Genomic DNA, 13,483 nt, shown 5'->3' on the forward strand with positions numbered 1-13,483 from the left:
GTGCGGCCCTTCAAGCTCACCACAATCCCATGACGATCAAGCCCGTTGCCCATGTCACAAGGGCCGCGTAACATTCATTCTGGCAACGTCGGCCCGACGTAGTTCAACACCGATCGGGACATCCCCATTGCGATGGTGGCTCAGGAACAACCACAAACGACATGAATCGTTTGTTCGATCCATTCTTCACCACAAGAGACTCTGGAATGAGTTCAGGCTTATTCATAAGCCGGCGCATCATAGAGGCGCATCGTGGACGGATCTGGGCAGAAAGGAATGAGGATTCCGGCCTGACTATCCGGTTAGCGCTGCCGCTATGAGGAAGAGCCGGGAGCGCTCAGGGCGCGCTACAGTGTTTCCGTCTGTTTACGAAGTAGGCAGCTAGGGGTCCCAGCTGCGAACAACATCACCGTCTGCCGTTCAGGATAGTCCAGTCGAAGTGAACCAATCTAATGACGGGTGATTATGAAGTGTGTTTGTCTACCTCAAGTGCGGGCACCGAGTGTAATCGGTTCACCTCCGATCCGTATAAGCGTCGACTGAGCCTGCGGCTAGATGGGAGCGGCGGCCGGATCACTAGAGTTGTCGGGTATGCAGCCCCTCGATTGAGCAGCCGTGTAACCTCGGTCGCGATCATTGATGACGATGATGGCATCTGTGCAGTACGCGGAGCGCTCGTGCGGTATGACGGGTTGACGTGCGTTTCGGTGGAGCTGTTTCTTTCTTCGAGGTCGACAGCGAGGCTGTCGATCATCACCCGGATGTTGGGTTGCCTGGCGTGAAGGGATGGGACACGACCGACATTCTTTCACGTGCCGCGCCCAGTCGAGGGCGATACCTTGAGGCAACTGATACGGCTTATTGTGATCGAAGGGACCCGAGTTACTCAACGCGTGCGCGAGCCGAACGCCATGGCCGCGTTCGAAAGCACCAGGCGATGGGCGGATGGCACGCAGATTGTGAAGGAGTTCAGCGCGCTGAAGACGGGCGCAGGATGCGATCCGGGTACAGTTTGTTGCAAAGGTGGATTCGGAGAGGGTGTCCTCGAGACGGGACGTGTCGGGTGGGCATGATGAAAGGATGCCAAGAGGTTTGCGCGAGCGCAAAGAAACCGGGTGTATTTCACGGTTGGTCACGGGCCGACCCCTTACGACAAAACCGCCATGCCAAGCGAAAAGCGAAAGTGCGAAGCGTCCAGCATCAATCTTGCATCGGATACAGACTATGTCACGCGTATATATCGGACTAGTTGAATGAGTGAGAAAAACGACAAGAGAACCAGAAAATGACATCGCCCCAAGACGGCTGGATGGGCAAGATTGCTCAAGAACATGCTTCCGCAGGCACGAATACAGAGCATTTCTACGCCGATCTGAAGCCATTCGACAACTTCTCGCAACTGACGAATTTCGATCGCTATCTTTCCCTGCCGGACGATTGGTTCATCGGGATAGCCGATGTTGTCCAATCGACTCGGGCGATCGAGACCGGTCGATACAAGGCTGTCAACACAGTAGGTGCTGCGGTGCTGGTCGCCATAACCAACGCGTTGCCTAAACTCCGCTTTCCTTATGTTTTTGGCGGCGACGGAGCGACCGTAGCCATTCCGGGCAAGTATCTCGATGAAGTGCGGTATGAATTGGCGCGAACTGCGGCTTGGGCCGAAGATTTTCTCGATCTTGTGCTTCGAGTCACGATCGTTCCCGTTTCCGAAATCCGCGCAGCCGGTCACGATGTCCGTGTCGCGCGATATGCCGCATCCGAGAACGTCTCGTACGCCATGTTCACCGGGGGTGGCGTTGCGTGGGCGGAGACGCAGCTAAAGAAAGGGGAATTCGCGATACGCCGCGCACCGTTGGGTGCCAAGCCTAATCTATCAGGGCTCTATTGCGGGTTCGGCCCAATCCCTACCGAGCAGGGGATCATTCTGTCTATTATTGCCTCGCCGATCGAAGAGCGAGGGTCGTATACGGCGTTGGTGGCAGATGTTTTGGCCCTGATTGAATTGTCGTCGCGCCGTTCGGGACATCCGTTGCCCGAGGGCGGTCCGCTACCCAGCTGGCTCGGAGGCGAGATCCAGAGATTGCTTAGTAGGGGCTCCCGACGCGCGAACCTCCTGACGGCCGCCGCAGATGCATTACGAGCAATCAAGACGCGAATCGTTCTTGCAGCGGGCATTCGCATGGGCCGATTCGAACCCTTCAAGTATCGACGAGAGATCTGGCAGAATACGGACTTCAGGAAGTTCGATGATGGACTGAAAATGACGGTGGATTGTTCGCCGGAAATCGCAGATGCTATCGAAGCTCGACTGGTTTCCGGCCAGCGTTCTCGCGTTTGTTTGGCGGGTACACATCGTCAGAAAAGCGCACATCTCACCTGTTACGTTCCTTCAAACATTCAGTCCGATCACGTCCACTTCGTTGACGGGGCCGATGGAGGCTATGCCGCGGCAGCGGCCAAACAAAAAGCGGCGAGGCTGCCGCGCGGCGCGAATGGTCGCCATAGAGGGAACAGGAGCATCAGAGCGGGCGAGCGGCCGCACGGTGATTGAGATCGGAAAGGATTGTCGCGTCATTGTCGACGCCGAGGTCGATACGGCCGCGCTGGCGCAGCTGCTCGCCGTTCTGATGATTCGGGCCATCCGCAGGTTAACTGCGTGCTGCTGATCGCCACTAGTATGCGTCCGACACCAAACAAGAACGTGGGGTTAGTTGTTCGATTGGTTGACGAACCAATGATCGCAACACCGGGATTGAGCGGGATGTCGGGCGCACTTCGCCCAGTCTGGGCGAAGCCTACGCCAGGGACCGTCATGAGAGCGCCGCCCGGTTTCATCCGATTTTACCGGTTGGGAACTTCCTCATCAAACTTTCCTTGCTGCTGGAACGTCAACGCGTCGGGGTTCGTGCGAAAGCCAGCTCGCCATTGCGCCGGTCTCAAACCCGATACGTTCAGCATTTGGTGCACGCTTGCGAGGCAGTTCAGTCAATGCGCCCGGCTTGGAGTTAGCTTTGCCTTCGAACGGTACCCGCCCGCTATAGTCGATCCCGTATGCTGAAGTTTCCTTTTGCGAGACGTCGAGCCCGACGTACCGCGTCATGGTAGCGCTGCGTATCGGTTGATTGCGAGAGCTCGACGATAATAGGATGACCTTAGTCCAGAATCGTCGATCGCAATTACGTCATCGCTCCCAAATTCTGCATGCCGAACGACACCGTCGTGCGAAAGCCGCACATCCAAGACGGGATGACGGATGACGGCTTCGGATATCGCTGGAAAGCTTGGCGCGCGTCGATGTGGTTGCCCAACAGCTCCTGGAGACGCTCCTAGAGCCTGACTGCCAGGATCGAGGTTGGAAGACGAAGTCGACCCGCGTCGGATCCTGGGAATAAGGGAAAGATCGTCGGAGCGAAGCCGCTACGTCACCCGAAACACGTCTGGTCTATCCGCACAAAGCTTCAGGTGGAGGTCGGCTTCGAGGCAGTGCTCGGTTCAATCTCGCCATCGACAGTAAGCTCGCTGGCGCTCAACGCCCGTGGTTCGCAGACGTCAAAACCGGTTAGGCCGGTCAGGTCATTCGACTGCGCTGATACGTGGCAAAGGGTTCCATTCAGATGCACCAACGGCATCGAAACGATAATCGATTGTAATTGGCGAAGTTGCCGCGGATGCATTGTATTACGCGTGAGGCACGCCACCGACTTTGCTGATGATGCAATTGGGCACTAGCCGTTGGCAACCAGTCTCGCAAGAGCTTTCGACCCACACATCCGGGGCTGTCGATTTCAGGAGATCGGAAACTTGAAGGTCGCTTTCATCGCCTACGCCAATCCCACCAATTTTCTGCACATTGCCGCGAGGCTGCTGCCGTGGCTGTGGGGCTTGACGGCGTTAGCCTTTGCGCTCGGCCTCTTCGGTACGTTCACGGCACCACCCGACTACCAGCAGGGCGAGATGGTGCGCATCATGTACATTCACGTTCCGGCTGCCTGGGTGGCGATGCTGGCCTATACGCTGATGGCGGTTTCGGCGGTCGGCTCGTTGGTTTGGCGCCATCCGCTTGCGAATGCGGCGCAGAAGGCTGCCGGGCCGCTCGGTGCCGCCTTCACTTTTATTTGCCTTGTCACCGGCTCCCTCTGGGGCAAGCCGATGTGGGGCACGTACTGGGTGTGGGACGCCCGGCTTACTTCCGTGCTGGTTCTTTTCCTGATCTATCTCGGTCTGATCGGACTCTGGCAGACAATCGAGGACGCCAGCAGGGCCGCGCGGGCTGCATCGATCATGACGCTGGTCGGGTTCATCAATATTCCTATCGTCAAATTTTCGGTCGACTGGTGGAATACCCTCCATCAGCCAGCTTCCGTGTTCCGGATTGAAGGCTCGACGATCGCCGGCCCGATGCTTTGGCCACTGCTCGTCATGTCGCTTGCATACACGCTTCTATTCGCGACGCTCCACGTTATGGCGATCCGCAACGAAATCATGCGGCGCCGTGCTCAGCGGCTTGCGATCACGCTGGCGGCCGTTGGCGAATCCGCTGGGGCCCGAATGCAATCGGTCGAAGCGGTTTTCTGAGGGTGCGATGGCTCAGCATGGCGGGTTCATCGTGGCGGCTTATCTGGTGACGGGCACGGTCCTGATCGGGGCGATCGCGGCCGTTCTCTTCGACTATCGGCATCAGATCCATGCGCTGGCTCGCCTTGCACCAGGCCGTCTCGGCAATCGCTCATGAGCGACACTCCTACCTCGAAATTCCTCTCGCCCGATGTCGCGGCCACTCGGCACCACCTGGTCCGCATTATGGCGGCGGTCCCGCTTCTGGTCTTCATTGGAATTGCCACACTGCTCGAAGTGCGGCTCGGTGTCGACAACCCGTCGCTCGTGCCTTCGGCCATGATCGGCAGGCCGGTGCCGCAATTCGCGTTGGCGCCGCTCGAAGGGCTCGCCACGCCCGGGCCGCCCGGCCTGTCGAGCGCCGACCTGAAGGCAGGACATGTGACCTTGTGAACGTATTCGCGTCCTGGTGCGTCGAATGTCATAACGAGCACGAGGCGCTCATGGCCTTGTCGCGCGACCCGGCGCTGCGGCAGCACGGGGTAAAGCTTATCGGCATCATCTACAAGGACGACCCAGGGAGCGCGCGGAGCTATCTCAACGCCAAGGGGAATCCATTCGCACAGGTCGGCATTGACCCGTCCGGCAGGACCGGTATTGATTTCGGGGTCTATGGCGTCCCCGAGACCTACGTAGTCAAAGGAAATGGTACCATCGCCTCCAAGCTGGTGGGCGGCATCTCGGACGCGACCCGTCCCGCTTTGATGGCGGCAATCGCAAGCGCGCAACGGCCATGACGGCTACCTTGCCAAGTCTCGATCCATATAGGTCCAAAAAGTATGATCTTGTCTTTACGCGCGGCGTCGCTGGCTTGCGCCACCGGCTGGCAATCGATCAGCTCGAAGGAGCTACACTGCAGCAGCATTTTGGTCGTGGAGAATGGCGAACGTACCATGTTTTGCAAGGTCACGCGTTTGCGGACGTCGGCGGTGAAGGACCTTGAGACATGCTTTGGCTTGCCTTCGCAATGATGACGGCCGCGGTCTCGCTGGCGCTGCTCCGGCCGCTCTCGGCGCGGCAAGAAGAGCGTAACCCACGCGCTTCTGACATCGCTTTCTATCGAAGCCTATTGGTTGAAGCGGATGATGATGTCCGCCGAGGCTTAGTCGCGGCTGAGGATGCCGCAGCGGCGCGAGCCGAAATTGCGCGCCGGCTGCTCGCCTCCGTCGACTCCGTGCCGAAGGATCGGCCGCATGCATCGGCGGGACCGAGGCGCATCTGCGCCGTTCTGGCGGTTGTTGTGGTGCTGCCGTTTATCGCGCTGGCGCTTTATCTTAGGGTGGGCGCGCCTAACCAACTTGACATGCCGGCATCCCGCCGGACGGGTGCGGAGTTCAACCTCACGGCCGTAATCCCCAAGATCGGAGCGCATCAGGCGGCCCACCCCAACGACGGACACGGCTTCCAGGCGATCGCGGTCGAGCTAGACGGCAGCACAGAAAAAGCGAGGCAACTCTGGGAGGTGCTACGAGCGGATTCGCTATCCAACGCGCCGTGGACGGATGCTGTACATCCGCATTTGGCTGCTGTTGCCGGAGCGCCGCGGCCGGGCGTGGAGGCCGCGCGGTCCGGCCTAGACAGGACTGGCGTTGCGGCGCCGCCTCCAGAACAGAGGACAGAGGCGACCACTGGGATGGTGGAGGGACTCGCTGAGAAGCCCGCGAAGGGCGATCACGATCTTGACGGGTGGCTGCGATTGATCGATCAGGGCCTACGCGGTCATGTGTAAGCAAGAGAAGATCGAGGAGGCCGTGGCAAATGCGCGGGCTAGGCATTCGGGCAACATGAAGCGTTGGCACGCTTGATGGGCTCGTCAAATAGCTCGGGCTGAAAGGATAAATTTTGGCAAGAAAGAAAAGGCGCCTCCTCTTGATCGGCGCGGCCGGCATAACTTTGGCGATCGCGATAAGTCTCGTACTCTTTGCGCTACGCGACAGCATCGTCTTCTTCTACGGGCCGACCGAAATGGCCGAGAAAGCGCCGCGGCTGGGAACCCGGCTGCGCATCGGCGGGCTGGTGGAGCAGGGCTCACTGATCCATGAGGGGCCGTCGACCGTCACTTTCGCGGTGACCGACCTTAAGAAGCACATCAAGGTCGTCTACACAGGATTGCTACCCGATCTCTTCCGGGAAGGGCAGGGTGTCGTGGCCGAGGGCACGGTGGAAGGCCCAAGCCTCTTTCATGCCGACACTGTGCTCGCCAAACATGACGAGCGCTACATGCCCAAGGACGTTGCGGACGGGCTCAAACGGCACGGCATTTGGCGTGACGGCGAGAAATCCGCGCAGAGACAATAGAGTTGCCGTTTATGGTTCACATCAGCCTCCAGGAGTGACCGGGTGATCGTCGAAACTGGACATTATGCGCTCGCCCTCGCCTTGGCGGTCGCGCTGCTGCAGTCGGTTCTGCCGATCTGGGGTACTCGCCGCGGCGATCTCGGCCTCGCCTGCACTGCGGTGCCTGCCGCGATTATCCAATTTGCGCTGGTGGCCTATGCCTTTGCGGCGCTGACCTACGCTCATGTGGTGTCCGACTTCAGTCTCGTAACGGTCGTCGAGAATTCGCACACCACCAAGCCGCTCGTCTACAAGATCGCGGGCGTCTGGGGCAATCATGAAGGCTCTATGCTGCTCTGGGTCTTAATCCTGGCGATCTTCGGAGCCGCGGTGGCGAGCTTTGGCCGCGGCATGGCAGATGAACTGCGGGCCAATACGCTGGCGGTCCAGGGCTGGATCGCGTTTGCCTTCCTGCTCTTCATTCTGCTCACATCCGACCCCTTCGCGCGCCGATTTCCCGCACCCTTTGAGGGGCAAGACCTCAATCCGTTGCTTCAGGACCCTGGCCTCGCGATACATCCGCCGCTGCTCTATCTCGGCTATGTCGGCTTCTCGATTGTGTTCTCCTTCGCGGCGGCGGCGCTGATTAGCGGCCGCGTCGATGGCGCCTGGGCCCGATACATTCGACCATGGGCGCTGATCGCTTGGAGTTTCCTGACGCTCGGCATCGCGATGGGTTCCTACTGGGCCTATTACACCCTCGGCTGGGGTGGATTTTGGTTCTGGGACCCGGTCGAGAATGCCTCATTGATGCCCTGGCTCGCTGGCACGGCGCTGCTGCATTCTGCGGCCGTCATGGAAAAGAGAGACGCGCTCAAGATCTGGACCATCTTCCTCGCGATCCTCACCTTCTCGCTTTCGCTGCTCGGCACGTTCCTGGTCCGCTCGGGCGTGCTTACCTCGGTGCACTCCTTCGCCAGCGACCCATCACGCGGCCTCTTCATCCTCGCGATCCTTATCCTATTTATCGGCGGGTCGCTCGTTCTCTACGCTTGGCGCGCTCCGGCCTTGCGACCCGGCGGCCTGTTCGCGCCTGTGTCTCGGGAAGGTGCGCTCGTGATCAACAACCTAATGCTAACCATCTGTTGCGCCATCGTGCTCACCGGTACCCTTTACCCTCTGGTGCTTGAGACCTTGACCGGCGACAAGATCTCGGTCGGCGCGCCTTTTTTCAATCTGACCTTCGGCCCGTTGGTCATCCCTATCCTGCTACTAATGCCGATCGGCCAGTCGCTTGCCTGGAAGCGCGGCGACTTTCTGGGCGCCGCGCAACGGGTGATGGTTGCGGCAATGGCGGGCGTGGCGCTTTCACTAGTTCTGGCTGCGGCCCTGCGCGGCGGTCCGGTCCTCGCCCCGATAGGTGTGGGCTTGGCGGTCTATCTGATCGTCGGATCGTCCAACGAATTAGTGTCGCGAACCTGGGGCAGAGGGCAGCCCTGGCGCGTGACTTTGGCCCGCGCGACTGGGCTTCCGCGTTCGGCTTGGGGCACGGCTATCGCCCACGCGGGGCTCGGCGTGACATTGTTGGGGCTCGCCGCAACCGGTTGGGGCGTGGAGCGGATTGCGGCGGTCAAGCCGGGGCAGACGGTCGATCTCGGACCCTATCAAGCCACCATAGTCAAGCTTGAGGAGCGACAGGGCCCCAACTATTTCGAAACAGGGGTACGTGCGATTATCAGCCAGAATGGGTCGACGGTGACGACGATTGAACCGGCCAAGCGCACGTTTCCGGTGCGCCAGACTACGATAACGGAAGCCGGCATCGTGACCCTAGGTTTCGGGCAGGTCTACATTTCGCTCGGGGACCAGCATCCGGATGGTTCGATCGATGCCCACATGTTCTGGAAGCCGCTCGTTACGACAATCTGGATTGGCGCTATCGTGATGGCGATCGGAGGAATTGTGTCATTGTCCGATCGGCGTCTCAGGATCGGCTTTGCGCGTCGGGCCATTCACGGCCGCCTCACTGATCCTGTAGCGCCGCAGCCCGCAGAATGACCGCGCTCCGTCGCTTTTTCCTTCTTTTGGTTGTGTTCGCGGGGCTCGCGCCCGGTCTGGCGAGCGCGGTGCAGCCCGACGAGATCCTAGCCGATTCAAAGCTCGAAGCGCGCGCGCGGGGAATTTCCGTTGGGCTGCGCTGTCTTGTCTGTCAGAACCAGTCGATCGACGATTCGAGCGCGGAGCTTGCGCGGGATCTCCGGCTACTGGTTCGCGAACGTCTGAAAGCGGGCGACAGCGACGCGCAGGTGCGCGATTTCCTGGTACGGCGCTATGGAGATTTCATCCTGTTGAAACCGCCATTCGACTCGGAAACCGCCCTACTCTGGGGCACGCCGGCCCTCCTGTTTGCGGTAGGCGCGATCGCGCTTCTTCTCGGACTCCGCCGCCGCAGGCAGTCCACGCCGCCTGATCCGCTGAGCCAAGCCGAGTGCGACCGGCTGGCGTCGGTATTGAACGCCGATATTCCCTCTGAGTGATTTTGGCATTAGTCGGATCGTTTTATCTTGCGAGATGCACGTGCCGAGGTATTTTACCTCTTCGCTTCAATGCTCGACTCGAACGGTGGCGTTAGTCGCATCGCGCCGCAGATAGCCACATATTGGAGCGGTTTACTGACGTGATCCGCTTCGGAACGAACTTATTTCCACCGCTTGAATCCTTTATTCCCCCGCCCCGCGAAGCGCGGCGGCTGCAGCGATCGGGGCGAGCGCGAAGGACGCGAGACCAAGCGCACAGAGGATCAGAAACGGCGTTAGGAATGGCACCGTGCCACTCGCCGCCGCCGAGGCCGCCGAGACGCTAAAGATCATCACTGGCACCGCCAGCGGTACGACGAGAATCGAGAGCAGAAGGCCGCCGCGTCGCAACGTGACGGTAAGGGCTGCGCCGATCGCGCCCAGAAAAGTTAAAGCTGGTGTGCCTACTAGCAGGCTCACGGTCACTCCCCCGAGCGCCGGGCCATCCAGGGCCAACATCAGGCCGAACAGAGGAGAGAGGATCACCAGCGGCAGCCCTGTGACGCACCAGTGAGCTAGGCACTTTACCAGGACAACGAGTTCTAGAGGTGCCGGTGACAGAAGCATCTGGTCCAGCGAACCATCCTCGTGGTCGGCTTGGAACAACCGGTCAAGGCCTAGCAGGGTCGCCAGGAATGCTCCAAGCCACAGGATGGCCGGACCGATTCGCGATAGCAGGTTCAAGTCGGGTCCGATCGCGAAGGGCACGATCGTGACGAGACCGAGGAAGAAGATTATCGCGAGCGACCCTCCGCCGCCGATGCGGCGCGATAGCACGAGATCGCGGTAAAAGACGGCAAGAAGAGTCTCTGTCATGGCCCCCATCCGCCGCCGCCACAGCGGCGTGACCGTCTCCCTTGAAGAAAAGGATCGGCCCTGCCTTGTTTCTCGTTCCGGGACGCATGGAAGCGGAGCAGGCGGGTAGGGCGCCACGGCACTCCCCTCATTGCGCTTCAAGCCTCAGTTCGAGGGTCCCTGGCAGACCGAGTGGTTCATGGGTCGCCGCAAGCACCAAACCGCCGCGTTCAAGATGATCGGCCACAATACCCATCAGCATGACACGTGCGGCCCGGTCGAGTGCGGTCAATGGCTCATCGAGCAGCCATAGAGGGCGGTCGGCGACCAGGAGCCGGGCCAAGGCGACGCGGCGGCGCTGACCTGCCGAAAGATAGCCGACCGGCAGGTCGACAACATGGGCGAGCTCGACGCGGTCGAGCGCCTCCCGAGGGGTCAGTTGGGCTTGCCCTGAAAGTGTCAGACCGAATTGGAGGTTTTCGCGAGCGGTCAGCGCGGACTTCAACCCGTCGAGGTGACCCACGTAGTGGACGCGCTCTGCGAGAGGCGCCGGATCCTTGGCTCCCCACTCGTTCCACGACGCGCAGCCGGACGTCAGGGGTAAGAAGCCGGCGATCGCACGCAGCAGGGTTGATTTGCCCACGCCATTTGAGCCCGTTACTTCGCCAAACTGTCCGGTGTCCAGCCGTAACGATACGCCACGGAGTACTGTGCGCCCACCGCGCACGACCCAAAGGTCCGCGACTAGGAGATGGCAGGATTGTGTGTGGCTCATTTTCGCTTTCAGTCAGCTATGTCCCGCGCCGCTCGCGTTTTTTAGAACGCTCCCCCTGCTTGCCTCTCGCTCGCCGCGGCGCGGCACGAGCCCAGGTTGGCATCACATCGCGTGAGAGACTCGACTTTGCGACACGGGTGCCAGACGTGAGGCCATAGTTGGGCTGATGACCCGACCTCGTCGATGGCGGAACTTCGGTGGCTCGGCCCAGCTCGCCTCTCGGCCCAACCATCGGAGCGCCCTGTTCACATGTGGCCGAGCACCCCGCTGTCGAGGACCCAGCTCGCCCCGGGATACGGCTCAATCGAAAGCCAGAGTATCCCAGGTCTCCACGAGCGCGGCCGTTAGTTTGGCTATGTGTGCCGCCCCGTGGAAGGGCGAGGGCGTGATGCGCAGACGCTCCGTGCCGCGTGGGACAGTAGGGTAGTTGATCGGCTGGATGTAGATGGCGTGGCGCTCAAGCAGGTGATCAGCAGCTGCCTTGCACCGCTCTGCATCACCGACCATCACCGGCACGATGTGAGTGTCGGTGGCGAGCACCGGCAGACCGGCGGCCTTGAGCGCGGCCTTCGTTGCAGCGGCCTGTCGCTGGTGTGCCTTGCGCTCGGCATTCGAGTGTTTGAGGTAGCGCACGGAAGTGAGGGCAGCGGCGGCAACCGCAGGCGGCAGGGCCGTGGTGAAGATGAAGCCCGAGGCGAAGCTGCGTACCGCATCGCAGATTGTCGGCGAGGCCGCGATGTAGCCCCCGATGCAGCCGAAGCCTTTGGCGAGGGTGCCCTCGATTACATCCACGCGGTGCATCACCCCGTCGCGCTCGCCGATCCCGCCGCCGCGGGGGCCGTAAAGGCCGACCGCGTGGACCTCGTCGAGATAAGTCATCGCGCCGTACTGATCCGCAAGGTCACAGATCCTGCCGATAGGTGCAACGTCGCCGTCCATGGAGTAGACGGACTCGAACACGATGAGCTTGGGGCGGTCGCCCGCCTCGTGTAGCAAGGCCTCAAGATGGCCGTGATCGTTGTGGCGAAATATCCTCTTCTCGCAGCCCGATTGACGGATGCCTTCGATTATCGAGTTGTGGTTGAAGGCGTCGGACAGGATCAAGCAGTTCGGGATCAACTTGGCGATCGTCGAGATGCCGGCCTGGTTCGAGACGTAGCCCGAGGTGAAGACGAGGCTCGCCTCCTTGCCGTGCAAGTCGGCGAGCTCGCGCTCAAGGTCCACCAGTGGTGAGTTATTTCCCGCGATGTTGCGCGTGCCGCCGGCGCCGACGCCGCAGCACCGGGCAGTCTCGATCATTGCGGCCACGACCTCAGGCCGCTGCCCCATGCCGAGGTAGTCATTGGAGCACCAGACCGTGATCTCGGTGATCATCCCGTCGGGCCGGCGCCACTTGGCGACCGGGAAGCGGCCAGAAATGCGCTCGATGTCGGTGAAAACACGGTAGCGCCGCTCATCGTGCAGGCGATCGAGGGCCTTGCGGAAGTGGCGCTCGTACGCTTGGTCCGCGCCCTTCGTGTCCTCCGGACTGGACGCGACCCTCGCGGGCAAGTGCAAGGCTGGCGCTCCTTGCCCCGACATCGCGCCCAGGCACGGACATGCTTTGCCGGCGCGCGCGCGAGTTTGAAGTCTCGCCAGCAATTCCACTCCTCTAACGTGATCTCTCATCGTTGTCAGGCCCTAAAGCTGAAGCCCCGGTTGTTCATGGCTCATTATCTTTCAGGCCCTCTCGTCTTGCACAAGTTATTGTTTGTATGCCCTCTGATTATCGCTATGTGCATCGGCTAAATGCGAGTTTTGGTGTGAACTTGAGAAGCCAAGTAACGCGAGGACTAGGTGTTTAGCCCCGGCATTTGCTGGAGCGGATTGAGTTTGAATCGTTCGGGCTGGGAAGTCCAGCATTTGCAGATGTATTCGTTAGGTGTGAGGCCCTTCAGGGTCTTCAGCCGCCGAGCGTAGTTGCCCAGTGTCCGATTAGAAATAATAGCTTCACAAATCGCTGACTTACGTTTCACGAACCCCCGCGCAACTTGCTTTGATTTATGAACGACAGTGACGACTGTCGCAGCGCTATTCTCCGCCGCTATGAAAACTATACGCACCGGCTATTGGAAAATTTCGTCCCTCGCTGCGATCGATGGTTATCGTTGTCGCAGATTTTATCGAGCGACGCGCAGTGCAACCTGCGACGGATATTACTCAATTGCATGAAGCAGAAATGCACGGCTCGAAGCAAAACGTGGCACCAGTGATCAACGAGGCTGGCCGAGGCGGAACGCGCCAGCTGGCTTTCATGTCCGCCGTGGCGTCCCCGGTTGGGAATGTCAGATATTTTGTGTAAGAGACTTCTGTGAAGGGTGAATTGCAGTCGTTTGTTTTATCAGCCGGACATTGGTGTCGATCCCATGGTGGCTAACAGTGGCCGGGCAGCAAGCTCTGTCAA

The 13,483-nt window shown here is 60.3% G+C and carries 12 protein-coding genes and 3 pseudogenes; 10 read left to right on the forward strand and 5 right to left on the reverse strand.

The genetic code is table 11. The annotated features are described in order from the left end of the window. Nucleotides 1-143 precede the first annotated feature (143 nt). Together ACZYOF_RS37710 and ACZYOF_RS37715 are read left to right on the forward strand one after the other, a co-directional pair. Nucleotides 144-320: pseudogene (locus ACZYOF_RS37710) on the forward strand (ATP-binding protein); the annotation flags it as partial. Between the two features lie 965 nt (nucleotides 321-1,285). After that, on the forward strand, nucleotides 1,286-2,554 hold the full coding sequence (locus ACZYOF_RS37715; protein WP_463718935.1) for a DUF3095 domain-containing protein: 1,269 nt from the start codon (nucleotides 1,286-1,288) through the stop codon (nucleotides 2,552-2,554). A gap of 330 nt (nucleotides 2,555-2,884) precedes the next feature. Here the strand turns inward: ACZYOF_RS37715 and ACZYOF_RS37720 are convergent. Next, a pseudogene (locus tag ACZYOF_RS37720) lies at nucleotides 2,885-3,103 on the reverse strand (IS110 family RNA-guided transposase); the annotation flags it as partial. 701 nt (nucleotides 3,104-3,804) lie between these two features. Between ACZYOF_RS37720 and ACZYOF_RS37725 the strand changes: the two are divergent. The 8 genes from ACZYOF_RS37725 to ACZYOF_RS37760 all read left to right on the forward strand — a co-directional run bounded on the left by ACZYOF_RS37725 (nucleotide 3,805) and on the right by ACZYOF_RS37760 (nucleotide 9,431). Next, complete coding sequence (locus tag ACZYOF_RS37725; protein WP_282531520.1) at nucleotides 3,805-4,578, forward strand: heme ABC transporter permease; 774 nt, start codon at nucleotides 3,805-3,807, stop codon at nucleotides 4,576-4,578. A gap of 7 nt (nucleotides 4,579-4,585) precedes the next feature. Then, a complete protein-coding gene (gene ccmD, locus ACZYOF_RS37730; protein ID WP_282531521.1) occupies nucleotides 4,586-4,735 on the forward strand; it encodes a heme exporter protein CcmD in 150 nt (49 codons plus the stop codon). Then, nucleotides 4,732-5,010 (forward strand): hypothetical protein, encoded by a 279-nt coding sequence (locus ACZYOF_RS37735; protein ID WP_463718936.1) that lies wholly within the window; start codon nucleotides 4,732-4,734, stop codon nucleotides 5,008-5,010. The genes ccmD and ACZYOF_RS37735 overlap by 4 nt, the downstream gene beginning before the upstream one ends. 50 nt (nucleotides 5,011-5,060) lie before the next feature. Further along, nucleotides 5,061-5,354 (forward strand): thioredoxin domain-containing protein, encoded by a 294-nt coding sequence (locus tag ACZYOF_RS37740; protein WP_463718937.1) that lies wholly within the window; start codon nucleotides 5,061-5,063, stop codon nucleotides 5,352-5,354. Between the two features lie 209 nt (nucleotides 5,355-5,563). Continuing rightward, nucleotides 5,564-6,346 carry a c-type cytochrome biogenesis protein CcmI gene (ccmI, locus tag ACZYOF_RS37745; RefSeq protein WP_282531523.1) on the forward strand — a complete coding sequence of 261 codons (783 nt, stop codon included), beginning with the start codon at nucleotides 5,564-5,566 and terminating at the stop codon, nucleotides 6,344-6,346. Nucleotides 6,347-6,459: 113 nt separating this feature from the next. Further along, nucleotides 6,460-6,915 (forward strand): cytochrome c maturation protein CcmE, encoded by a 456-nt coding sequence (gene ccmE, locus ACZYOF_RS37750; RefSeq protein ID WP_282531524.1) that lies wholly within the window; start codon nucleotides 6,460-6,462, stop codon nucleotides 6,913-6,915. Nucleotides 6,916-6,957: 42 nt separating this feature from the next. Next, nucleotides 6,958-8,952 (forward strand): heme lyase CcmF/NrfE family subunit, encoded by a 1,995-nt coding sequence (locus ACZYOF_RS37755; protein WP_282531525.1) that lies wholly within the window; start codon nucleotides 6,958-6,960, stop codon nucleotides 8,950-8,952. Further along, nucleotides 8,949-9,431 (forward strand): cytochrome c-type biogenesis protein, encoded by a 483-nt coding sequence (locus tag ACZYOF_RS37760; protein ID WP_282531526.1) that lies wholly within the window; start codon nucleotides 8,949-8,951, stop codon nucleotides 9,429-9,431. Before ACZYOF_RS37755 ends, ACZYOF_RS37760 begins: the two co-directional genes overlap by 4 nt. Before the next feature lie 183 nt (nucleotides 9,432-9,614). On the opposite strand, the gene ccmB is transcribed toward ACZYOF_RS37760, so the two are convergent. From ccmB to ACZYOF_RS37780, 4 genes and pseudogenes are all read right to left on the reverse strand, one after another. Next, nucleotides 9,615-10,286 carry a heme exporter protein CcmB gene (gene ccmB, locus ACZYOF_RS37765; protein WP_282531527.1) on the reverse strand — a complete coding sequence of 224 codons (672 nt, stop codon included), beginning with the start codon at nucleotides 10,284-10,286 and terminating at the stop codon, nucleotides 9,615-9,617. 127 nt (nucleotides 10,287-10,413) lie between these two features. Then, complete coding sequence (ccmA, locus tag ACZYOF_RS37770; protein WP_282531528.1) at nucleotides 10,414-11,040, reverse strand: heme ABC exporter ATP-binding protein CcmA; 627 nt, start codon at nucleotides 11,038-11,040, stop codon at nucleotides 10,414-10,416. Between the two features lie 300 nt (nucleotides 11,041-11,340). Then, nucleotides 11,341-12,591: a 5-aminolevulinate synthase gene (gene hemA / locus ACZYOF_RS37775; protein ID WP_463718938.1), complete on the reverse strand. Its 1,251-nt coding sequence runs from the start codon at nucleotides 12,589-12,591 to the stop codon at nucleotides 11,341-11,343. A gap of 281 nt (nucleotides 12,592-12,872) precedes the next feature. Beyond that, nucleotides 12,873-13,001: pseudogene (locus ACZYOF_RS37780) on the reverse strand (IS481 family transposase); the annotation flags it as partial. Nucleotides 13,002-13,483: the final 482 nt, after the last annotated feature.

The organism is Bradyrhizobium sp. LeoA1Lang, assembly GCF_055413685.1.